General features: G+C 54.7%; 21 protein-coding genes and 1 tRNA gene. 8 read left to right on the top strand and 14 right to left on the bottom strand.

Annotation, left to right across the window (positions count from 1 at the left end):
• The first annotated feature begins 33 nt into the window (after positions 1-33).
• Positions 34-966 carry an NAD(P)-dependent oxidoreductase gene (locus ABF287_RS05170; protein WP_347183948.1) on the top strand — a complete coding sequence of 311 codons (933 nt, stop codon included), beginning with the start codon at positions 34-36 and terminating at the stop codon, positions 964-966.
• Between the two features lie 48 nt (positions 967-1,014).
• On the opposite strand, the gene ABF287_RS05175 is transcribed toward ABF287_RS05170, so the two are convergent.
• On the bottom strand, positions 1,015-1,839 hold the full coding sequence (locus tag ABF287_RS05175) for an SseB family protein (protein WP_347183949.1): 825 nt from the start codon (positions 1,837-1,839) through the stop codon (positions 1,015-1,017).
• A 143-nt stretch (positions 1,840-1,982) separates the two neighbouring features.
• On the bottom strand, positions 1,983-2,420 hold the full coding sequence (locus tag ABF287_RS05180; protein WP_347183950.1) for a MarR family transcriptional regulator: 438 nt from the start codon (positions 2,418-2,420) through the stop codon (positions 1,983-1,985).
• A gap of 277 nt (positions 2,421-2,697) precedes the next feature.
• Here ABF287_RS05180 and ABF287_RS05185 point away from each other — a divergent pair, with 277 nt between their 5' ends.
• The 3 genes from ABF287_RS05185 to ABF287_RS05195 all read left to right on the top strand — a co-directional run bounded on the left by ABF287_RS05185 (position 2,698) and on the right by ABF287_RS05195 (position 6,554).
• On the top strand, positions 2,698-3,978 hold the full coding sequence (locus tag ABF287_RS05185; RefSeq protein ID WP_347183951.1) for a Na+/H+ antiporter NhaA: 1,281 nt from the start codon (positions 2,698-2,700) through the stop codon (positions 3,976-3,978).
• Positions 3,979-4,174: 196 nt separating this feature from the next.
• Positions 4,175-4,828: an ATP-binding cassette domain-containing protein gene (locus tag ABF287_RS05190; RefSeq protein ID WP_347183952.1), complete on the top strand. Its 654-nt coding sequence runs from the start codon at positions 4,175-4,177 to the stop codon at positions 4,826-4,828.
• Between the two features lie 25 nt (positions 4,829-4,853).
• Positions 4,854-6,554, top strand: a complete 1,701-nt coding sequence (locus tag ABF287_RS05195; RefSeq protein ID WP_347183953.1) for a capsule biosynthesis protein — start codon at positions 4,854-4,856, stop codon at positions 6,552-6,554.
• A gap of 65 nt (positions 6,555-6,619) precedes the next feature.
• Here the strand turns inward: ABF287_RS05195 and ABF287_RS05200 are convergent, their stop codons facing one another.
• The 4 genes from ABF287_RS05200 to ABF287_RS05215 form a co-directional block, all read right to left on the bottom strand.
• The gene (locus ABF287_RS05200) at positions 6,620-7,417 is read right to left on the bottom strand and encodes a transglutaminase family protein (protein WP_347183954.1); all 798 of its coding nucleotides are present in this window, start codon (positions 7,415-7,417) and stop codon (positions 6,620-6,622) included.
• A gap of 69 nt (positions 7,418-7,486) precedes the next feature.
• Positions 7,487-10,216 (bottom strand): DUF2339 domain-containing protein, encoded by a 2,730-nt coding sequence (locus ABF287_RS05205; protein WP_347183955.1) that lies wholly within the window; start codon positions 10,214-10,216, stop codon positions 7,487-7,489.
• A gap of 103 nt (positions 10,217-10,319) precedes the next feature.
• Positions 10,320-11,087 carry a peroxide stress protein YaaA gene (yaaA, locus tag ABF287_RS05210; RefSeq protein ID WP_347183956.1) on the bottom strand — a complete coding sequence of 256 codons (768 nt, stop codon included), beginning with the start codon at positions 11,085-11,087 and terminating at the stop codon, positions 10,320-10,322.
• A 496-nt stretch (positions 11,088-11,583) separates the two neighbouring features.
• Complete coding sequence (locus ABF287_RS05215) at positions 11,584-12,573, bottom strand: helix-turn-helix domain-containing protein (protein WP_347183957.1); 990 nt, start codon at positions 12,571-12,573, stop codon at positions 11,584-11,586.
• A 54-nt stretch (positions 12,574-12,627) separates the two neighbouring features.
• On the opposite strand from ABF287_RS05215, the gene ABF287_RS05220 reads away from it, so the two are divergent.
• Both ABF287_RS05220 and ABF287_RS05225 read left to right on the top strand, forming a co-directional pair.
• Positions 12,628-13,482, top strand: coding sequence for an alpha/beta fold hydrolase (locus ABF287_RS05220; RefSeq protein ID WP_347183958.1), 855 nt, complete (start codon positions 12,628-12,630; stop codon positions 13,480-13,482).
• A gap of 323 nt (positions 13,483-13,805) precedes the next feature.
• Complete coding sequence (locus tag ABF287_RS05225; RefSeq protein ID WP_347183959.1) at positions 13,806-14,351, top strand: DUF1415 domain-containing protein; 546 nt, start codon at positions 13,806-13,808, stop codon at positions 14,349-14,351.
• Positions 14,352-14,484: 133 nt separating this feature from the next.
• Here the strand turns inward: ABF287_RS05225 and ABF287_RS05230 are convergent.
• The 3 genes from ABF287_RS05230 to ABF287_RS05240 form a co-directional block, all read right to left on the bottom strand.
• A tRNA-Gln gene (locus tag ABF287_RS05230) sits at positions 14,485-14,559 on the bottom strand.
• Positions 14,560-14,771: 212 nt separating this feature from the next.
• A complete protein-coding gene (locus ABF287_RS05235; RefSeq protein WP_347183960.1) occupies positions 14,772-15,203 on the bottom strand; it encodes a universal stress protein in 432 nt (143 codons plus the stop codon).
• A complete protein-coding gene (locus tag ABF287_RS05240) occupies positions 15,200-15,364 on the bottom strand; it encodes a DUF3394 domain-containing protein (RefSeq protein WP_347183998.1) in 165 nt (54 codons plus the stop codon). The genes ABF287_RS05235 and ABF287_RS05240 overlap by 4 nt, the downstream gene beginning before the upstream one ends.
• A gap of 16 nt (positions 15,365-15,380) precedes the next feature.
• Here ABF287_RS05240 and ABF287_RS05245 point away from each other — a divergent pair, with 16 nt between their 5' ends.
• Positions 15,381-15,863, top strand: coding sequence for an IclR family transcriptional regulator C-terminal domain-containing protein (locus ABF287_RS05245; RefSeq protein WP_347183961.1), 483 nt, complete (start codon positions 15,381-15,383; stop codon positions 15,861-15,863).
• A 9-nt stretch (positions 15,864-15,872) separates the two neighbouring features.
• Here the strand turns inward: ABF287_RS05245 and nadC are convergent, their stop codons facing one another.
• The 3 genes from nadC to nadA are packed head-to-tail and all read right to left on the bottom strand — an operon-like array spanning position 15,873 to position 19,353.
• Positions 15,873-16,721 (bottom strand): carboxylating nicotinate-nucleotide diphosphorylase, encoded by an 849-nt coding sequence (gene nadC / locus ABF287_RS05250; protein ID WP_347183962.1) that lies wholly within the window; start codon positions 16,719-16,721, stop codon positions 15,873-15,875.
• Positions 16,718-18,295: an L-aspartate oxidase gene (locus ABF287_RS05255; protein WP_347183963.1), complete on the bottom strand. Its 1,578-nt coding sequence runs from the start codon at positions 18,293-18,295 to the stop codon at positions 16,718-16,720. Before ABF287_RS05255 ends, nadC begins: the two co-directional genes overlap by 4 nt.
• A gap of 8 nt (positions 18,296-18,303) precedes the next feature.
• Positions 18,304-19,353: a quinolinate synthase NadA gene (gene nadA, locus ABF287_RS05260; protein ID WP_347183964.1), complete on the bottom strand. Its 1,050-nt coding sequence runs from the start codon at positions 19,351-19,353 to the stop codon at positions 18,304-18,306.
• A gap of 245 nt (positions 19,354-19,598) precedes the next feature.
• Here nadA and ABF287_RS05265 point away from each other — a divergent pair, with 245 nt between their 5' ends.
• Positions 19,599-20,663, top strand: coding sequence for an AbrB family transcriptional regulator (locus tag ABF287_RS05265; protein ID WP_347183965.1), 1,065 nt, complete (start codon positions 19,599-19,601; stop codon positions 20,661-20,663).
• Positions 20,664-20,692: 29 nt separating this feature from the next.
• On the opposite strand, the gene aroQ is transcribed toward ABF287_RS05265, so the two are convergent.
• Entirely contained in the window at positions 20,693-21,130 is a 438-nt protein-coding gene (aroQ, locus tag ABF287_RS05270; RefSeq protein ID WP_347183966.1) for a type II 3-dehydroquinate dehydratase, read from the bottom strand.
• Positions 21,131-21,173: 43 nt separating this feature from the next.
• Positions 21,174-21,806 (bottom strand): GntR family transcriptional regulator, encoded by a 633-nt coding sequence (locus ABF287_RS05275; RefSeq protein WP_347183967.1) that lies wholly within the window; start codon positions 21,804-21,806, stop codon positions 21,174-21,176.
• Between the last annotated feature and the right edge of the window lie 55 nt (positions 21,807-21,861).

Below are 21,861 nucleotides of genomic sequence, written 5' to 3' on the forward strand. Positions count from 1 at the left end.
GTGTGAAAGCCTGCAACCTGTGAAAGTCTGGCCATGACATTGAACATTCTATTTTCCGGCCCAGATGGGCTTTGGCAAAAGTACCAACACGCATTGCCCGAGGCGCTTAAGGCGCGCGGCATTGACGCGGTGATATCCGAAGACATGCCCACAGATCGCACCGACTATATTGTGTATGCGCCCAACCCTGCATTGACGGATTTCACGCCTTACGCACAGACCAAGGCAGTGCTCAGTCTGTGGGCAGGCGTTGAGACGATTGTGGGCAACCCGACCCTGACACAGCCGTTGTGCCGCATGGTGGATGACGGGTTAGAGCTTGGCATGACCGAATGGGTCATCGGCCACGTGATGCGCCATCACTTAGGAATGGATCGTCATATTCACGGACTGAACGGTGTTTGGGATCAAACCACGCCCCCATTGGCGCGCGACAGGCATGTTACGGTTTTGGGTCTTGGCATGCTGGGCGGCGCTGCGGCTAAGGCATTGGCGGCCCTTGGGTTTCAGGTCACTGGCTGGGCCCGCAGTCCCAAGGACATTGCGGGTGTCACCTGCCTACATGGCCCTGAAGGGCTGAAGCAAGCGCTGTGCACCGCAGAGATTTGTGTGCTGTTGTTGCCCAACACGCCTGCGACAGAGAACACTCTAAATGCCGAAACGCTCGCGATGATGCCGCGTGGCGCGGTGATCTTGAACCCAGGTCGTGGTGTCTTGATTGACGACGATGCGCTGCTTGACGCGTTGGACAGTGACCACATTGCCCATGCCACTTTGGATGCGTTCCGGATCGAACCTTTGCCAGACGCCCACGCGTTTTGGCATCATCCAAGCGTCACGGTGACGCCGCATATCGCGGCGGAAACACGGCCCAACACGGCCTCTGAGGTGATTGCAGAAAACATCCTGCGCGCTGAGGCTGGTCAGCCCATGCTGCACCTTGTTGATCGCACGGCCGGCTACTAACGCTGGCCTTGCAAAAGCCGGTTTCAAAATCGAAAGACCTGTAAAGCTTTAGCGCAAAATTGGCGGTTTGCTGGGATCCATGCCGGGTGCGGATGGACCTGTGGCTTGTTGCTCAGGCTCTGGCAGATCAAAGCGCAATCCGTGACGGGCAAGGGGCGCGCACAGTGGATCACTGGAGGCGAAAAACGCCACATCCAAAGCACCAGCCTCGATGCCCGAAAACGTGAGAGCCTCTGCAACCAGTTGCGCCAATGCGCCCTCGGACCCCGGCATGTGATCGACGTAGGCCAACAAATGCGTTTTTGCGCCGCCTTCATACGTCACGCCCGCCAAGTAGGCGACACGCGCCAAGCCACCCGCGATTGCCAATTTGGCATCAAGTGCCGTGATCAAAGGCTCAGGCAATCCGTGTGGCGGGGTCACTTCTTCTGGCTTGGCTTCTGCCTCAGACGGTGCATGCGCCAATGTGTCTTTGAGCCACTCCATCGCCTCAGGCGGCAGCAGCATTTCAGACGGGGCAACGGTCAAGTTAAGGCCCAAACCAATGCCTTGACCCGCCAACATGTCCGCCAAAACCCGACCCGATAAGGCCGCATAGGGCGCTTCACCCGCAAAATCAGCCAAGCGCTCTTCGCGATCAAAGGCCAAGACATAGCTTTGATCCTCGACAGGAAACACACGTGGTTCCAAGGCGTCGCCTGCATCATGCTCTTTGTCCAAAAGCAAAAACAACTCGCCGTCTGCAAGACGTTCAAAAAACCGCAATCGCTGCGCGTCGTCATTGGGCGCCGCTTCCATTGCAGCGTGGGCCACATCAATTGGGGTCGCCTGCGCAGCGTCAACGTTTTGCATCGGCAAGTCTTGTTCGGTCATTTTGGCTCCTGTGCCCATGTGATCGGGGCTGATGGGATCGAGGCTGTTGGACAATCCACAGCGCCTAAATACTGCACTGGTCTGCAAGGTCAATTGCTCAGACCTTGCGCGCGCATCGATGCCGCCACCTCCTTGCGTCTAATTTAGGACGGCACATCCAATGCCTTTGCGATCAGCCGCAACAACGTGTCTTTTTCATCTTCGGTCAACGTCCCTAAAATGTCGCCCTGAAGCACCGTCACAATGCCTTTGAGCTGCTGCAGGGCGCTCATACCTTCTGGCGTGAGCCACAGTTTAAACGCGCGCCGATCCTCTTCGTCGGGCAAGCGTTCGACGTAGCCTTTGTGGACCAGCCGCTTGACCACCCCGCCGATTGTCGCCCGATCATAAGCGATACGCTTGGCCAAACTGGCTTGATCAAGCCCGGGCTGGCTTTCAAGCGTGCTCAACGCCGCAAATTGCACTGAAGTGACGTCAAAACCCGCCTGTTTGACGCGATCTTGGTACACAGCTGACGAGTGTTGGTGCAAACGCCGAATGAGATGACCAGGCATCTGGGCCAAAGGAGTGGTGTCGGGCATAAATCCCTCCAAATTTAAATAAGTACACTTATTGTATGGGGGCTTTAAGCTAAGGTCTATTGGAGAGTTGGCCAAAATATGCGTTGAGAACGCCCAATTGCACGCAGCCCCAATTGCCTATGGGTGCCTGAAATAGAGGCCCAGACATTCCAAGCGCCTTTTGTTTACGCGAACATCCCGCGCGCTGCCCGTTCAATGCTTGCGCGGCTTGGCTCCATGCCGTATTTGACCTTCATAAAATTGGGTAAACCCAACAGAGGTTTGGAGGTCTGAAAATATGTATAAGGTGTGGAATTTTGTAACCGGCTATTCGCTGCTGCTGATTATGGGCGCGATTATTGCTCTGGTCTGGGCGAATGTGGACGCGCATTCGTATCATGCAATGGTCGACTTCGTCATCGTCGATGACTTTTTCATCGGCCATCCACATATGGACGATCATGGACACGTTCACCGTACATTGACGCTTCACTACCTCTTCAATGACATTCTTATGGCCTTCTTCTTTGCCATTGCGGCCAAAGAAGTCTGGGAAGCTGTGATCTTGAAAAACGGCTCTTTGCGCGGCAAAAAAGCGGCCACTCCGCTGGTTGCAACCTTTGGCGGCATGGCTGGCCCAATTGCTGTTTACCTCGGCCTTGCGATGATCATGGGATCTGAAACCTTTGACGCTGTGAAAAACGGCTGGGCTGTACCAACAGCCACAGACATTGCATTCTCATACCTCGTTGGACGCATCGTCTTTGGCGCCGGCCACCCTGCTGTGCGCTTCTTGCTTTTGCTTGCCATCGCTGATGACGCTGCGGGCCTCGTGATCCTTGCGATCTTCTACCCAAGCTCTGAGCTGGCTGTCGAATGGCTGCTTTTGTCCGTCTTTGCGGCTTTGGCTGTGTTTTTCTTGGCCAACTGGCTGCCACGCAAACTGGATCGCGGCAACGAGTTGCGCGCGACATCCACTTGGGTTCGCCAAAAATTGCACTTCTGGCCTTACCTCATCGCTGCATGTTTCTCATGGTACGGTTTTATGATGGCGGGCATTCACCCTGCATTAGGTCTTTTGCCGATCGTGCCAACAATTCCTCATGCTGACCGCGCCTTTGGTATTTTCGCGGCCGCAGAAGCACACCTCACCGATTTGCTCAACGACATCGAACACAAACTCAAGGTTCCGGTCGAGATCATCTTGTTCTTCTTCGGCCTGCTGAACGCTGGCGTAGAATTCAATGCGATCGGCGAAGCCACTTGGCTGGTTCTCGCAGGTCTTATCATCGGTAAACCTGTGGGTGTTCTGATCATGGGCGCCTTGGCCGCACATGTTTTCAAGTTGGGTTTGCCTGCTGGCATGCGCACAATCGACTTGTTCGTGATCGGCTGTGTAGCAGCCATCGGATTCACGGTGTCGCTCTTTATCGCGACGGTTGCCTTCGACAGCACAACAATGCTGCACGGTGCACCAGTCCAAGATGCGGCTAAAATGGGTGCCCTGTTCTCCTTCGCTGCTGCGGGGATTTCAATCATTGCTGGTAAAGTTTGCCGCGTGCAAAAACAGCCTGGCTAAGGGTTTTCCTAAGCTCTCATCAACATCGTTGCGGGGTCAAATTCACGTGAATTTGGCCCCGTTTACGTTCAAGCTCTATTCTCAGGTGGAATATCTTCTTTGAAAGTCGCATAATGTGATTACTGCAGCTGAGTAATCCCTTCGTTAATAAAGGTCCGCTAAGTACAAATGAGTAAAGCAGTTTCAAGGCGCATCGATGCTTGAGTTTAACAATGTCAGCAAGTCATTCTGGACAGGGACGCAACGCAAGGTGATCCTTGATCAAGCGTCCTTTCGGGTGGAGCTTGGCAATTCACTTGGTATCTTGGCTCCAAATGGAACTGGAAAAACGACACTGATCAGAATGATGAGCGGATTGGAACGCCCTGACGAAGGCGAAATTCGACGCAGCTGTCGCGTTTCGTTTCCTTTGGGCTTTATGGGCGGCTTGGTCAGCAGGCACACGGGCCGTGAAAATGTGCGATTTGTTGCGCAACTCTATGACCTCGATCCAGACTATGTCGAAGCCTTTTGCCGATGGCTGTGCGACATTGGCGAATACTTCGATGTCGCGGTGGGCAAATATTCGTCAGGTATGGCATCACGACTGTCATTTGCACTGCTGCTCGCGCTCGACTTCGATATATATCTCATCGACGAAGGCATGCCGAGCGCACCTGATGCTGCATTTAATAAGAAAGCCGGGTCCATTCTGCGCGAGCGATTGGAAAACACCACGATCATAGTCGTGTCCCACCAAGCATCGACACTGGAAAAATTCTGTCGCTCTGCTGCAGTCCTTAAAAACGGTCGATTGCATATGTTCGACACACTAGAAGAGGCGCAAGTGCTCTATGACTACAAAGCCTAAAGCCCAAAACTATCGGGTCCGTCGCATGTCTCGCTCGAATGGTACATCGGATACCGTCGAACCCATTGACAGCCCCGAACCGTCGCAAAAAGAACTAGAATTCAACGATAAACTGTTCGATGACGAAGGTAAAAACGATGGCTTTGGCGATGAACCATTCCCTGGTTCTTCAGCACACGCAAAAGCCCGCCCCACTGCCGTCTCACGCCGCGCATCGAGAGGTGCTATTTCCGATGCCTTAGAAAAGGAAGTACGGACGGAAAATGCGGAAAACAATGGTTCCGACGAAGCCCGCACGGTGGACGAAGAAATTGAAAACATCAAACGTGAAGGCTTAACTGGTCGTCAGTTGCGCATGGCACGGCGCGTGGCGCAAAAGCATGGCATCACTCCTGAAAATGAATTTGACGCGGTGCGCCTGCTGCGCAAGCAAGGTATCGACCCCTTCAAACGTTCGACCATGCTCGAAGTGGCGAAAACCGAAAACGACGCGAACCTACCAGCGACGTCAAACAACACACTCCCCGCAAGTGCGGATGTCGCTCCCCAATTGCCGCCAGAGCTGTTGGACCGGATGTCACGCGAAAGCGAAATCTCGCAAATTCAAAAAGACATTGCCAAAAGACGTCGGCGCAAAACGGCGCTACTTGTGTCACGTCTTTTGGTATTTGTTGGTATCCCAACACTACTTTGCGGAATCTATTTCTACACAATTGCGACTCCGATGTATGCCACCAATTCATCATTTATGATTCAACAAGCTGAGCCATCAGCCACAGGTGGCGGCGCAGGATTGCTATCATCGTCCCCTTTGAGCGGTGCTTTTGATTCAATCGCTGTGCAAGACTATCTTGAAAGTCGCGACGCGATGCTGAGACTGGACGCCGATGTTGGATTCAAAGAACATTTTTCTGACGCGTCGATTGACCCAGTTCAGCGGCTCTCTGAAAATCCAAGCAACGAAGAGGCCTTCAAGGCTTATTCAAGCCATGTGAAAATCGGCTATGATCCGACCGAAGGGCTTGTCAAACTAGAGGTTGTCGCGACAGATCCACATGTGTCGCAGAAGTTCAGCGAAGCCCTCATCAAATACGCGGAAGAACGTGTCGACAACTTGACCTTGCGCAAGCGCGAAGACCAAATGAAAGGCGCGCGCGAAGGGCTTCAGGAAGCTGAAATAAAACTGCAGGAAACGCAAGAAGCCGTCGTCAAGCTGCAAGAACAAATCGGCATGATCTCTCCAGAAGCTGAAACAGGCGCATTGATGAGCCAAATCTCTCGTTTCGAGGGTCAACTTCAGGTGAAACAACTCGAGCTGCAACAGCTGTTGGACAACCGACGCCCCAACCAAGCACGCGTTGAAGGCGTTCAAGGAGACATACGCCGCATTGAAAGTGTTGTCGCGGACCTGCGGTCACAGTTGACTGTTCCGACAGAGACGTCTGGTTCCCTTGCTCGGATTTCGCTTGATTTGAAGATGGCGGAACTCGATCTGCAAATGCGCCAAGCGATGGCCCAACAGGCCTTGCAAGCACTTGAAGGTGCACGTGTTGAAGCCAATCGCCAGACGCGGTTTTTGTCCCTCAGCTCAAGCCCAATTGCACCAGATGAGCCGACTTACCCCAGAAAATTCGAAAATACAGTGCTATCGTTTCTTCTGTTTTCGGGCCTCTATTTGCTTGCCTCTTTGACGGCTGCAGTGCTCAGAGAGCAGATGTCGTCGTAACCACACCAGACAATTCCCCCAAGCTGCGAACATGGCTTGGGGGAATTGTCATATCCATTCAGATGTCATCCAGACATGTTCTGTTGTCTCGATTTTGCGACAGCAACCTCTTGCGCAACGCATTGTGCGCTCTGAGATGTCTCCATAAACGCAACATCCGCGGCATCCCTCCCTGTCGCGATGACGACAAATTCTGAGGGCAAACACATCCCCGTGGCGTCACAGATGCGCCACGCCCCGTCCAACCATACCTGCACAACCGCGTGAAAATCAGACGGTTGTACGTGCAGTCCATACCCAGAAACGTAGCGCGCAGGAATATGCGCCGCCCGAAGCAAACTGCATGCGAGATGGGCAAAATCACGGCACACGCCCTGCCGAGAAAAAAAGGTGTCTGTGGCCGTGGTCGTCGACGTTGAACTTCCCGAAACATAGGAGGTCTGCGTGTGAACCCAATCCAAAATTGCGGCGGCTTTAGCTCCGCCTCGCAGACCACCAAACTGTTGCTCTACGAAATCCACAAAAAGATCAGACTGACAAAACCGCGATGGCCGCAAGTATTCTAGTGCTTCTGCACGAAGCAAATGAAGCGGCGTTGCACCAAGCGTTTCTAGCGCAACATCGTCACGCACAACGTCCACTGTGGCGGAATACTTAACTGTCAAAAGCGATCCCGTTCCCATCGCCCATATGCGTTGACCAACCCCAAACGCACTGTCGATACGCTTCAGTTTGGCCTTCGGGACATCCAGCGCGCTTCTGACAACGGTTTGGCCTTGGGTTTCGGCCACCTCTATGGCCAAAAGTGCTGGATCGCCTTTTGCGGTGTCGTATGTCATGGCTACAGAAATTTCTACAAACATATTCGCCAACTTTTCAGCATAGGGTGAGAGGCACAGCCACGAACACCGTGACTGTGAGGCATAGGCCAGTTATTGCTCTGACGAGATATCAGCGTCGCGCGTGCGCGCTGCGGCCCAGCGATTGAGCCACGCCAGCCCTGCCAAAGACAACCCGAGGAACAATAGAGAAAAGACACGGATCAAACCACCAAGGCCACTGATATCAACGAAGAAGACCTTTGCAACAGCAAGCCCGATAAACACCAAGCCAACTTTGCGCAGCAATGCACTTGGTCGTGCCAAAGACTGATAAAAGACCCCTGCGCCAATCACCAGCAAAGCCACGGTGTAGCTGTAGAGTTCTGGTTGTTCCATTGCCGGCAATACCATATCGGCACCCCGCCAGAAATGGCGAATTGCTAGGGCAAGCCACACGCCACCAAGAGCCAAGGCCGCAACCGCAAATCCTAGCTTTTGCCACCTTTTTAGCACTTGCAGCTTCCACGCCCCAAACCCAAACGCTGCCGCAGGCAGAACATATGCAGGGATCAAAGTATTGAGCAGGATCGGACCCAAAACAGGGTCGCCGTAGAAATCGAACAAAGGATTGAACACTGTCAGCGTCAACAACACTCCAAGTACGCCAAGAGCCATATACACAAGGCTCAGCGCAACGCGCAGAATTGTGAACCGCCCGCCAATTTGAATACGGTGCAATTGCGCCATGCCCAACACGATCCAAATCGTCGCGCCGATGCCCCCTGCCCAATGGCTGTCACTCGCATCAGCGCCGCTCAAAGAGACGATGATCCGGTAGAGCAACATCGTCAAAAAGATGCCCAAAGCTGACAAAGCCGCGCTTTCCAGCAATAGCATGCTGGCGGTCCGTTTGACAGATCGTACAAGCCAATAGGACACAGAGAAGGCCGCAACTGCGCCCACATAGGCCAAAATCATCTCGGCAAGTGGCCCATTGGCAGCCCAATGCAAACCAGGGTCAATGACCAATCGATAGCCAACAAAGGCAACGCCTGTCGTAATATAGACGGACATTAAGGGCAGATCGAATTTCTTATCCAACCAAGCAGCTGCCACGATGGTGACGGCAACTGCCGTGGTCAAAGCCGCCGTGCTGAACATGATAATCATGGCAAACGCAATGCAAGCCAACGCCGACAAGACCGCGAAAGACATGCGGTTTCTATCGTCAGGGCCATCTGCGCGTGCAAATCGTTCCGCGACGCCAACCATGACCGCCCCGATGATCATCGCATGGAGCGCCCAAGCATAACTGCCGAGTACTTCAATCGGTTGCCAAAAAATGTCCATCGCGATAGCCAAGGCTGGCGCAGTGATGGCAGCCCCCAAGGCCAAAAGCACTGACGCCGGTTCATTACGCAGCGATCGCCAAGCTGCTGAGACCGAAATCACAATACCAATCGCAACAATGATCGTGGCCATCAACGGCTTCGGTGCATCAAGGCCTGCTGGAATATCCGTGTGAATGCTCCAAACCCTCGCGCCGCCGGCAACAGTGGCAATCAGTGCAACGACTGGGACCACGGTTAAATCCGCCAGCGCAGGCGCTTTGTGTGCCCACAAAAGCAATAGCAAAGTCAGGATGGATAAGGTCGCAACTGACGCCCAGAACATATCAACGCGAAAACCGCTGGTATTGGTGAAAATGAGGACACTGGCAGCAACAATTGCGCCGCCGGCAAGACGCGTGGGAAATTCCGGCCACGCCATATCTTTGTCTTTTCCAAACACGGATAGGCTGAGCAGAGATCCCGAATGATCGGGGAACACTTTGCGCACGGGGATCGCAATCGCCAGCACAGCAAGAAGCGTACAATACATCGCAAAATATATCTGTACGGGCCAACCTGAGCCAAGCATCAACAAAGTGCCAGCGCTGAACCCTGAGATCAAAGAGATGACCGAGACCCACGCCCAGCGGCGCAATGTATCAATCGCCAGACCGACACAGGTCACAATGGCAAAATACACCAAAAGCATCGAAGGATTTTCCGAACTGCCGCCGATGATAAAGGGCGCGATCATGGCGCCAATGACCCCGACTGCAGTCAAAAGTGGGCCATAGAACCAGCCCAAAATCATCGCCATCGCGCCAACGCAGGCCATCGCAATCAGCGCTATTTCAGGGCCGATGAATCCATACAAAAGCCGCGCAGACAACACCGCGCCAAACAATGTCACGATGCCCGCACCGGAAAATGTGGAGGGCAAATAGGCCGTACTGCTGCTTTCGCTATCTCCAAAACGCCTGCGAATATATTCGCCCGCAGCGACCAAACTGAAACCAAACCCAAACGCCATGGCGACACGGACGGACGGCGGCAAGAGGCCTTGTTCCATCCCGTACAACACAAGGAAAACGCCCGCCAACGCCAAAGACACGGCCGATGCGGCATAGAACCAATTCTGCGTGAGCCACTGCCCCAACGCCTGCAGCTTCTCTGAGGTAAAGACCACAGCTTTGGGTGGGCCATCAGGCTCGGATTGCGGCGGCACTTCTGCGGTGGAGACTGCTTTCGCAGGCTCACTCGCCGCAGCCACTTTAGGCGGTTTGGTCTGTTCAGGTTCTGCTGGCTTCCATGGCGCTGGCTTGGGCGCCACAGTGGATAAGGGCTGCGCTTCGGCCTTAGACTTAGACGCCGCATTTGCGACGGCTTTGGCGACCAATTGTTCAAGTGCTTTAACGCGCCGATTCAAATGGGCGTTTGAAATCAATAGATAGATAATTGCGACAGGGATCGCCACAATCACAACGATAGCCAAAATAACAATTTGATCCAAATTCACACCCTAGTACCCCAATGTATAGGTCACATCAGTACAGGTTTCACTGTCGAAGTCGAGAAAAACGGGGAGTTGCAAACAGGCGCGTCCCGCCCAAGTTTTACACGTCTCTGGAAAACACAAACGTAGTGGCGTCCGATTGAGATGGGTCGTAGGCATAGCCACCAGCGTTAAACTCTTGCAACGCCTTCGGGTCGGCGATGCGGTTCTCAACCATAAACCGCGCCATCGCCCCACGTGCCTTTTTGGCGTAAAAGCTGATGATTTTCTCGGTACCGTCTTTGCGCTCTAAGAATACGGGTGTGATAATCTGGGGGTGTAGCGCGTCTTTGTCTACCGCCGAGAAATACTCGGTCGAGGCACAGTTCAACACATATCCAGCATCGCATGACAATGCCGCATCATTGAGGCTTTGTGCGATCTTCGCGCCCCAAAAGTCGTAGAGGTTTTTGCCTTTTGGCGTCGCAAGTCGACTTCCCATTTCCAAGCGGTAAGCCTGAATGCCATCCAATGGTCGCAAAAGCCCATACAGCCCCGACAGGATGCGCAGGTGATCTTGCGCATACAGCACATCGTGTTCATCAAGGCTGTTGGCGCTCAGGCCTGTGTAGGTATCGCCGTCGAACATAAACATCGCCTGTTTGACTGCATCAAAATCCGGCGCCTCAGAAAACGCGGCAAAACGTTCGACGTTGAGCTCCGCCAGATTTTCACTGATCCCCATCAATTTGCGCAGGGCCGCCACGTCTAAAGTCCGTGCGATTTCAACAAGTTCTTTGGTCTCGGCAGTAAACTCCAGAGCGGTTCGTTCAAACCCAATGACAGAATCCATATTCAACTTCTTCGCGGGAGATATGACTGCAAGCACGGAAATTCCTCGGGGTTGTTCAAACAGATTGCGACATCGCAAACGCGCGCCGGTGCCTTGTCATATATTCCACTTGGGTACAGTCGACCAGTGCACGACGGATTTAATACATGCCGACCGTGACAATCACTGCCCAGCAACCACGATACGCACACGGTAAGCGGCGCGTGAAGCGGCTCAGGTCGCAGTTTTCCATTTGCGCATGATGGCTTGGAACCAGACTGTCTTTGCAACTTTTACACAACAATGTGGCGCGGGTTTGCAAAAGTTTAAGCCTTTCGCCATCCCCGACTTTACATGTTTTAAAGGTGGTTTTGCGAAGCTCTGGATACAGAATGCCCCCAAACAGCACCGAGGCGCGACATGCGCGTTGCACGAGCGTGCGCGCAGAGCTGACGTTCGCTGCAATGTGCACTAAGATCCACCACGCGGATTTTGCTGTCACACTATGTCCCACAGAGAACGACGGCTTTTGCAAGAAACCGGCCCCGAGGTTTCAGCTACCAGACTTTCGCCAAGCTCCAGGCGCCATTCCGGCGCTGGCCTTAAACGCACGACCGAAATGCGCCGCGTCTGAAAAGCCGCAGCGAAATGCGACCGCCGCAACTGTCAGATGGGCATTGCGCGGGTTCCTGAGCACGCGCTTTGCCATGGCAATGCGTTCGTACAAAAGCCGTCGCCCGAAGGTGTCATTGTGCTCGGTGAAAATGTTCCTGACTGTGCCGCCGGACAGGCAGGCCATCCTAGCGATTTGCGACACATTGGTGTGTGGGTCACTGCAATGACGTCGGATCAGATCACATAGCTTGCCATAATGCGCGCTTCTGCGTGTGTGTTGGCAGGTGGGCGGCATGCCGCCGGACAGGGCCAAGTCCGTCAGCCCCACGACAACATCTCGCAGCCGCATTGCAGCGTCATCACTATTGTCACGCAAGGTTGGCGCAATCGCGGCAGCGGAGTGCCGCAAGGCCAAACCGTAAACAGCGTTCTCTGACAAGACCCGCGGCCCGCCCAACGGCGCGCCTGACAGACGCGTCTTTGGAACCATCAGCGACATGACCTGAAGCATTTCTGTCTGTCCGTGATCGAGTGCAAAGGGCCGAGCGCTGTCGAATATTGCAATCTGCCCGGACCTTATTTCAACCGTCTCATCTGCCTGCAAAATCCGGCAGCGTCCTGCAATCTGCAGGTTGACATAGTAGCATTCGGCGTTCGACGTCGCGATTTCCCGCTTGTCCTTGAAGACAGGATGGGGCGTCGCAGTGACGATGTTCACGGCCACGTCGCCCAAGCTGTGCGCCACATGGCGTGATCGAAATGGGCGAGCAGGATCCAACGGACGTTCCGGTCGCAGGGGCATGAAAGCCGAACAGATGCCGTCGCGATAAAGATCGAATGCCTCTTCTTGTGAAACCTGATCGGTGTCCCAGATGCGGCCTGCGCCCAAATCGTGAGTCTCGGCATAGATTTCGTGAGCTTGGTCCATTTCGCTGCCTCCCCAACAAATCCTAAACTGTTTTTCTAAATTTGGGAGGAAAATATGACAATGACCAATGGAGTGGTGCTGATCCACGGCGCCTGGCACGATCATCATACTTGGGACTCGGTTGTCCCGCTGCTTGAAGCCGAAGGTTGCGTTGCAAAGGCGATTGACTTGCCTGGCGCGGGGGCAAGTGCGCCGCGACCTGCATCCTTCAACACCCGCCCTTTGGACCCCGCGGCCTTCGGAACGGAACCCTCGCCCAATGCCGGGATGACGCAAGACGAGCGAACCGCCGCTGCAATCGAAGCCGTGCGCGAGGTGAACGCCAAGACAGGAGGCAAGGCCGTGGTGCTGGGCCATTCGCTGGGCGGGCTCACCGTATCGCCAGTGGTCGAGGCTATCTCAGATGAGGTCTCAGCAGCGGTGTATCTGACTGCATTCATGTTGCCGCCGGGAATGGTCGCGGGGCAGATGATCCAGCATGAATTGATGGCCGAGGCCCTAGTGCCGACGCTGTTCATGGCCGACCCCGAGCAAGTCGGAGCGCTGCGCATGGACACGGCTTCATCCGATCCGGCATATATGGCGCGCGCAAAAGAAGCGTTTTATGCCGATCTCACGGATGCCCAATTCGAAACAGCGCTTGACCATTTGCACCCGGATGAGCCTGCGCAGGTGGCGGGCGTGCCATCGAATGTCAGCACCGAGCGGTTCGGCTGCGTCGCACGGCACTACATCCAATGCATTGAAGACCGCGCCATAACCCTAGCCGGGCAACAAGAAATGATCCGCTTGATGGATGATGCTATGGGGAATCAAACAACAGTGCACAGGCTAAAGACGAGCCATTCACCGTTTCATTCACAGCCCGCAGCTCTCGCCAGCCTCATTTCGAAAATCGCAGGCGGCTGACGTGTAGCTGGCTGGAAAATCGGCAGGCGCAACGCCTGCCGATGCCCGCCTCAAGACGTTTGCGAAACTCGCAGCATCCGTTGCTTTAGCCTCATTTCAGACATTCGTTGCAGAACGTTCGAACGCCCCGCTTGGGCCGTTTGCCACTGTCGATGCCAAGGGTTTTGGCGCGGGTGGCGTGAGGCTATAGGCGGTTGTGAATGCGCTGTGTTGGTGGTTTTGGCATTCGCAAACACATTGGAAACAGGGGCAGCGTATGGTTTAAGGGCGCCAAGCAGGAAAGGATCTGTCCTATCAATACGTTTGACCTTCAGACGCTCTCATTGGCGCATCAAGACGTGGTGGAAAACACCCGTCAATGGCTTGACCAAATGGTCGTCGGGTTAAACCTATGCCCATTTGCCTCTAGCGTCATAAGCCGCGACCAAGTGTTTTATGCCGTGTGTGATGCCACCACCGATGCTCAGCTCGAGCAGTTCTGTGTGGATGAATTGCAGCGCCTGCTTGGGGCCAACGAAAATGACATTGCCACAAGCTTGCTGATGTTCACCCAAGGTTTAGAAGACTTCGACGCATACCTCGACTTGCTCGATTGGTTTCAGCAGGTCTTGGAGCAAGCAGAGCTGACAGAGCATGTGCAATTGGCATCCTTTCATCCTCAGTATCAATTTGAGGGTGTGGCAGCTGACGATTTGAGCCACTTCACCAATCGCTCCCCTTACCCGATCATCCATATTCTGCGCCAAGAGCAGATGACGAAAGTCCTCGCGCAGGTGTCAGACCCCGAGCAGATTTATAAAGATAACATCGAGACACTGAATAAACTTGGCCGCCCGAAGGTCGAAGCACTCTGCCCTTGGGGTGTCTAGGGGCTGTTTGATGACCATGTGACCTGCGCGCATCGTGTGAGACGCGTTCTTCAAACGCAAACAGAAATGCCATTGCAACCCAAGTCGCAGCGCAAAGCTGGCTGTGACTATTTTCATGTGCTGAAGAGAAAAATGGCTGGGGTGGTAGGATTCGAACCTACGGTACACGCTACCAAAAAGCGTTGCCTTACCGCTTGGCTACACCCCAACTTGGAGCGTTGATTAGTCCTTCACGGCGGGCTGTGCAACCCCTTTTGGGGAAAAAAATGCGCCAAGATTGATAAATTTTTAAACCATGCCTCGCCCGCTAATTTTCGATCTGCCTTGGGTGGCGGTGGCAAGGATGAAGGCGGCACAAATGAAAACGCGCGCCGCAGGAATGTGCGGCGCGCGGTCGTGTTTGTGGGGTCTCAAGCCTGCTTAACGCAGCACATGTACCGAACAGGTCGCGTGGCGCACGATACGCGCCGCGTTGGGCCCCAGAAGATAATCGGAGATGTCTTCTTTATGGGCGCCAACCACGATCAGCGATGCATTGGTCTTTTTCGCAACGTTCAGCACCTCTTCGTAAACACGCCCCGTTGCCACGATGTGGCGCACGTTTGTGTTTTGTGCGTCGCCCAAGGCTTTGGTGACCACGTCGTTCAAAAGACCTTTGGCCTCTTCAACCATCTTGTCGTGATGATCCGCACCGAAGAATGTGCTGACCTGATTCATCCCATAGTCGGGCAGAACCGAGACGACATCCAACTGTGCCCCATCGAGCGCGGCAAGTTGCGCTGCTTTTTGGATGGTCGGCAGGTCGTCGTCACCGTTGCTGACGTCTACCGCACATAGAACTGACTGTGTCATGATGGCACTCCATTTTTAGAGATACGGGCATTTTGCAAGAACGCGATCAATGCCAAGAAGAGCAACGCCGGCAGGAAGACGATTTCCTTGGGCATTTGACCCGCTGGGGCCTGAACTGAGGCGATCGTTACAGGGTCATCCCCGTAAAAATCAAAGCTGATCGAGCTGTCGCATCAATTGGACGCCACCGTCAACTTAGCGGAACTGTCGGGCGATCACGTGCTCTATATCAGCCGCGTGCCCGGACGCCGGAGCCAGTTTTCCTCAAGCATCGTCGGGCGCAGGTTGCCGGCCTTAAGCTCGGCCGCGGGTCGTGCCATTTTGTCGACCTTCCCCAAAGAAGAGCGCGATGTCTTTGTGAACACCTGGTCCTTGAACCCCTTGAACCCCTTGACCCCACAAACCTCGCTGGACCGCGCGGGCATCAGCGACAAAATAGATTTGGCGGCCTTGAACGGCTACGCACTGTCGCAAAGCCAAATCATTTTGAACCAAACGGGGATCTCGGCCCCAATCAAAGGCCCTGACGGGCGTGCCTACGCAGCCTTGCAGATTTCGGTCTCGTCCCAAATATGGGGCGAGGACCGCATTCAAAACGAATTGCTGCCATATATACTGGAAGCCGCGCAGGGCATTTCTCCGCAAGCGCGCGATCGATAGCTTATAGCGTTAAAAATCGAGACCCAGATCGACGGTTTGCGCCGAATGGGTCAAAGCCCCAGAAGAGATATAATCCACGCCCGTGGCGGCGATGGATGCAATACGGTCCAGTTTCACATTGCCGCTGGCTTCAGTCTTCATGCGACCGTCAACCATGGCCACCGCTTCGCGCAGCAAATCGTTGTCCATGTTGTCCAACAGCACAACGCTGGCGCCACCGACCTCTAGAACTTCGGCCAATTGATCCAAGCGATCCACTTCGATCTCGACCGCCATCATGTGGCTGGCATGGGCCTTGGCAGCTTCCAAAACCTGACGCACACCACCGGCAGCGGCGATGTGGTTGTCTTTGATCATGATCGCATCGGACAAGGAATAGCGGTGATTGAACCCGCCGCCGTGCAGCACGGCCAGCTTTTCGACCAGACGCATGTTTGGCGTGGTTTTGCGTGTACAGGTGACGCGCGCCTTGGTGCCTTTGGCCTCGGCCACGAAACCCGCCGTTTTGGTCGCAATCCCTGTCAGGCGCCCTGCGTAGTTCAGCGCAACGCGTTCGCCAGACAAAATAGACGCAGCAGCACCCTTGATGGTCATCAACACATCGCCCTTTTTACACGGCTGCCCGTCTGCAATTTGGATCGTGACTTCTAGAGTTGGGTCCACCAAGCGAAAGGCCAAAGCCGCAACCTGCATGCCGGACACAATCGCGTCTTCGCGGGCATTCATACGCGCGTCATAGGTGGTGCTGGCAGGGATCACCGCGCGGGTGGTGACATCGCCATATGAGCCCAAGTCCTCAAGCAAGGCATTGCGCACCATCGGCTCTAGAATGAGATCGGGAACAGTGGAAAAACTCATACGGCTTCCTTAGCAATCTTGACCCGCAAGGCGAGCATATCAGTCAATTGCGTGTGTGAGCGCATGCCCTCACCCGCCAATGTATCAGGGAAATCAGAGCGTTCATGAGCACCGCGGCTTTCTTCGCGCAGCAAGGCGCAGCCTGCGATCAACGTGGCTGTCGCACACATGTTCAAGAACGACGGGCTGTCAGAATGCGCCTTTTCAAGCGCATCGATTTTGCACAAAGCCTCTTTCAAGCCCGCCGCATTGCGCACCACACCGACCAGCGTCGTCATTGTTTGACGCAGCGCCATGACAGCATCGGGGTCAGGGGCAGCACCGCCTGCCTCGAAGGTGATATCAAGCGGCGTGTTTGACGAAGGCGCAGGCGCATCCGGCAGCGCAGCGATGATGCCTTCAGCACAAATGCGTGCGTAAACCAAAGCCTCAAGCAAACCGTTGGAGGCCAAGCGATTGGCCCCGTGCAACCCAGTTGATGACGCCTCGCCACAAACCCAAAGCCCGCCAAGACTGGCGCGACCATCCGTGTCTGTGGCAATCCCACCCATATGATAATGCGCAGCAGCTGCGACAGGAATAGGGTCTACGGCAGGATCAATTCCGTTGCGCGCACAGGCGTCAGCGACGGCCAGAAACTGCGTTTTCACACGTTCGCCCAGCGCCGCGCGCGTGTCCAACATCGGCCGTTTGCCATCTTGCCACTGCGAAAAGATCGCGCGCGCCACAACATCGCGGGGCGCAAGCTCTGCATCGGGGTGAATGGCTTGCATAAAGCGTTCGCCATCTTTGTTGATCAACGTCGCCCCTTCACCGCGCAGGGCTTCGGTCGCCAGTGGCGCGGGATCTTCGCCCACATCCATGGCCGTCGGATGGAATTGAACAAACTCGGCATCGGTGATTTCAGCGCCAGCACGCGCCGCCATGCCAATCACTTGCCCACGAATGCGCGGGGGATTGGTGGTGATCGCGTAAAGACCGCCGGAGCCGCCGCCGGCCAACAAATACGCCGCACCGCGCAACATGATGGGGGCGGACCGACCTGAATCAGAATCTTGGATTGCAACGCCCGTCACGACACCGTTTTCGGTATCCAGCCCTGTCGCCATCGTGCCTTCAAGCACTTGGATCGACGGTGTTTCACGCACCTGTTCGATCAGAGCTTTCATGATCTCCGCGCCAGCTTGGTCGCCTTTGACGCGCACAACGCGGGCAAAACTATGCGCCGCTTCGCGTGACAAAACATAGCCGCCATCAGCCGTGCGATCAAAAGGCGCGCCGAGACGTGTAAGATCCAAAATATAGTCGCGCGCGTGGCGTGTCACCAAATCGGCAACCTCGGCGTCCACAGTCCCTGCGCCCGCTTTGACGGTGTCAGCAGCGTGGTTCTTGGGGTCGTCTTTGACATCCATCGCAGCAGCAACGCCGCCCTGTGCCCATGCGGAGCTGGCGCCCTCGCCCAGCACTTCTGGCGAGATCATCACAACAGGCCGCGGGGCCAATTTCAGCGCGGCATAAAGCGCGCCAAGGCCCGCGCCGACAATGACGATACGGTCTGTTTTGATCTCTTTCATGGTTTAGGTCACAGCCCCAGTTTGCGCGACAAATCGATCATTTTGGTCACTGCGAGTTTGGCTTTCTCGGCCATCTCAGGATCAATCTCGACTTGGCCTTCCATCGTGTGCAAAGCGTACAAGATTTTCTCGAGCGAGATTTTCTTCATGAACGGGCAAGCGTTGCAAGGCTTGGCGAAATCAACCTCTGGCAATTCGTCAGAGATGTTTGCAGCCATGGAGCACTCAGTGATCAACATCGCTTTGGCAGGCTTGTTGTCGTGCACCCATTTGATGATGCCGCTTGTAGACCCTGTAAAGTCAGCTTCGGCCACAACTTCTGGCGTACACTCAGGGTGCGCGATGATTTTCACTTCAGGGTCGTTTTCACGATATGCGCGCAGGTCTTCGGCTTTGTAGAGCTCGTGTACGATGCAAGAGCCTTCCCAGAAGACGACCTTTTTCTTAGACAGGTTGGCAACGTTTTGCGCCAAGAACTGGTCCGGCGTCATGATGACGGTGTCGCTTTCCATCGCATCAACGATTTGCACCGCATTAGAAGACGTACAGCAAATGTCAGACGCAGCTTTCACTTCGGCAGTCGTGTTCACATAGGACACCACAGGCGCACCTGGGTATTTGGCACGCATCTGCTCAACACCTTCGGCGGTGATGCTTTCGGCCAATGAACAGCCCGCTTCCATGTCAGGCATCAGCACGATCTTGTCAGGGCTGAGGATTTTCGAGGTCTCGGCCATAAAGTGCACGCCCGCTTGCACGATCACATCGGCTTCGACTTCGGTGGCTTTGATCGCCAGTTGCAAGCTGTCGCCGACAAAGTCAGACACGCCGTGGAAAATCTCAGGGGTCATGTAGTTGTGGCCCAAGATCACAGCGTTGCGTTTTTTCTTTAGCTCATTGATCGCTTTGACGTAGGGGGCGTAGATGGCCCAGTCCACAGGCGACACAACGCGGGACATTTTGTCATAGATATCTTGCATGCTGGCAGCCAATTCAGGATTGGGCGCAAGGTCATAGTGATCTGCAAGAGTGGTTTTGACATGAGTAATATCGAGCACTGGGACAGTCTCCGTTGGTAACGATTGGAGGTCAAATAAGGGATTTTGTTCAAAAAGCCCATAGGAAATACCATTCCCAAGGCTGGCTGCAAAGTTTCCGCCGAGCAATGCATACTCGGTGCAGTGGCGAAGGCAAGACCTGCACGACCTCGCGCAAACGCAGACCCCTTGTGCGGGGCCAGAAATCGCTCGCCATTTCGGCATACAAGCGTATACAATAACCGAGGAAACCACGAGGTTGTCACGTGACCCTACCCAGTTTTGTGCCCGAAAAATTCCCGAACATGGCCTTAGCTTTAGCCATTGGCACCTGTGGCAGTGTGGGATTTTGGCTTTTGGGTCTGCCCCTGCCTTGGATGCTCGGCGCGATGTTCGCAAGTTTTGTTGCGGTCATTGCTAAGCTCCCGCTGCATGGACCTGGTGCGCTGCGACCTTACATTATTCCCGTGATCGGCGTCATGTTGGGCTCTGGCTTTGACACGCAGACATTTGCGCATCTGGCGGAATGGATGCTCTCGCTTCTGGGATTGGTGGTCTACATAGCTGTGGCCGCCGCCCTCGTGGTGCCGCTTTACATCAAAATTGGCCGCCTTGATCCGGTGACCGCGTTCTTTTCCGCCATGCCCGGTGGCTTGAACGAAATGACCGTCATTGGGGGCGAATTGGGCGGCGATGAACGGCGGATCATTCTGTCTCATGCGGCGCGCATCGTGGTCTCGGTGTCAATGATTGCGATCTATTTCAGGCTCTTCCTTGGATACGACGTGTCCAGTACCGCCCTTCCGAAAGGGACCGAAGCCACACTGGATCTGCTCAGCGGCGCAATATTGCTGGGATGTGCCGTGTTGGGCACCATCGGCGGCAAGGCCCTCAAACTCCCTGCGCCGGGGTTACTGGGCCCCCTGATCTTGTCTGCAGCTGCACATATGACGGGCCTGTCCCACGCCGCCCCACCACCCATTTTGGTGATCTTCTCGCAGATCATCTTGGGCACAATGATGGGCTGTCGCTTTATGGGCGCGTCCCCACGGTTGATCGTGGAAACACTGGTTCTTAGCGCGCTTGCGACAGCGTTAATGTTGGGCGTGTCGCTGGTCTTTGCGGTTGGGTTGCACAGTTACTTTAACCAGACAACAGAGCAGGTGTTGCTGGCCTATGCCCCAGGTGGACTGACCGAAATGTCACTGGTGGCGATCGCAATGGACGCGGATGTCGCCTATATCGCGTTGCACCACTTGGCACGCATTGTGGTGCTGATCGCAATTGCACCAACCCTGCTGTCGTGGTTGGCCAAGCGGATTTCGAAATAACCGCTTAAGCCAGCCCCTTTGGCGGTAACTTAGCCGAGAAGAACAGCCATGCGACGCAGCGCAAGTTCATAACCCTGCACGCCAAATCCAGCCATCACGCCATCTGCGCGCAATGAGACGTAAGAATGGTGCCGAAAGCTTTCGCGCTTGTGCACATTGGAAATGTGGACCTCAAACACAGGCCCTTCAAAGGTATTGAGCGCATCCAAAATCGCCACGGAGGTATGCGTGTACGCGCCGGGGTTGATGATAATCCCAGCAGCCTTTTCGCGCGCTTCGTGAATCAATTCCACAATGCCACCTTCAAAGTTTGACTGATGCAGGTCCGTTTCCAAACCAAACTCAGCCCCCAAGGCGGCGCAATTTTTGGCCACATCTTCCAGCGTATCGTGACCGTAAATCTCAGGCTGACGCTTGCCCAACAAATTTAGGTTCGGGCCGTTGAGGATGTATATCGTTTTGGTCATGAGATCGCCTTTTGATTTGTGGCGCCGGCAATGGCTTGGCTCTTTATGCCGTTTTTACGAGTTGCTCGGCAAGCCCTGCAATTTCAACGTCCAAATGGTCTCTGAGCGCCTCTGTCGCCGCATCAGTATCACCGTTCAACGCAAGAGTCGCAATCTCGGCATGCTCGCGCCAAAGTTCCGACCACGGTTTTGACGATGGCAGCAATTGACGACGATAGCGGTCATGTAAATCGTGCAGGTTCATGCAAAACGCAATAAGCATCGGCATTCGGCAGCCCTGTATCAACGCTTCATGAAAGCGCATATGCGCAATGGACCATATTTCATCGAAATCTTCGACGGTACTGTCACGCGAAGCTGCATGGAAATCCAACGAACATTTGCGTAAATTTTCTGCCCAATCATCCTTGCCATATTTAATCGCGGTTCGAAGCGCCAAAACGTCCACTTCGCGACGTAATCGGCCGATTTCTGCAAGTTCGCAATGGGTTAGAGGCGCTATGGTTGAGCCGCGTTGGTCTTGTGTTAGCACCAAACCGTCCACCGCAAGGCGCGAAATAGCCTCGCGCAAGGGCGACAAGGACACGCCCAATTCATCGCGGATTCGGTCGAGATTTACCTTTTGTCCCGGCTTAAGGTCACCGCGCAAAATCGAGGCTCGCAGGCGCGCAGTCAAGATGCTGGCCCGCGTTGATTTCCCATTCGACGGCCCTGAATTGCGCCGAATGTAT

The sequence above is a fragment of the Pacificibacter sp. genome (assembly GCF_039769035.1).
GTDB lineage: Bacteria > Pseudomonadota > Alphaproteobacteria > Rhodobacterales > Rhodobacteraceae > Celeribacter.

What these genes read in the sequence shown, in the direction of transcription:
- ABF287_RS05185 (WP_347183951.1), top strand. Translation starts at nt 2,698, where the DNA reads ATGTATAAGGTGTGGAATTTTGTAACCGGCTATTCGCTGCTGCTGATT.
- ABF287_RS05255 (WP_347183963.1), bottom strand. Translation starts at nt 18,295, where the DNA reads ATGAAAGAGATCAAAACAGACCGTATCGTCATTGTCGGCGCGGGCCTT.
- ABF287_RS05195 (WP_347183953.1), top strand. Translation starts at nt 4,854, where the DNA reads ATGTCTCGCTCGAATGGTACATCGGATACCGTCGAACCCATTGACAGC.
- aroQ (WP_347183966.1), bottom strand. Translation starts at nt 21,130, where the DNA reads ATGACCAAAACGATATACATCCTCAACGGCCCGAACCTAAATTTGTTG.
- ABF287_RS05235 (WP_347183960.1), bottom strand. Translation starts at nt 15,203, where the DNA reads ATGACACAGTCAGTTCTATGTGCGGTAGACGTCAGCAACGGTGACGAC.
- ABF287_RS05175 (WP_347183949.1), bottom strand. Translation starts at nt 1,839, where the DNA reads ATGACCGAACAAGACTTGCCGATGCAAAACGTTGACGCTGCGCAGGCG.
- ABF287_RS05170 (WP_347183948.1), top strand. Translation starts at nt 34, where the DNA reads ATGACATTGAACATTCTATTTTCCGGCCCAGATGGGCTTTGGCAAAAG.
- ABF287_RS05220 (WP_347183958.1), top strand. Translation starts at nt 12,628, where the DNA reads ATGACAATGACCAATGGAGTGGTGCTGATCCACGGCGCCTGGCACGAT.
- ABF287_RS05190 (WP_347183952.1), top strand. Translation starts at nt 4,175, where the DNA reads ATGCTTGAGTTTAACAATGTCAGCAAGTCATTCTGGACAGGGACGCAA.
- ABF287_RS05200 (WP_347183954.1), bottom strand. Translation starts at nt 7,417, where the DNA reads ATGTTTGTAGAAATTTCTGTAGCCATGACATACGACACCGCAAAAGGC.
- nadC (WP_347183962.1), bottom strand. Translation starts at nt 16,721, where the DNA reads ATGAGTTTTTCCACTGTTCCCGATCTCATTCTAGAGCCGATGGTGCGC.
- ABF287_RS05215 (WP_347183957.1), bottom strand. Translation starts at nt 12,573, where the DNA reads ATGGACCAAGCTCACGAAATCTATGCCGAGACTCACGATTTGGGCGCA.
- ABF287_RS05180 (WP_347183950.1), bottom strand. Translation starts at nt 2,420, where the DNA reads ATGCCCGACACCACTCCTTTGGCCCAGATGCCTGGTCATCTCATTCGG.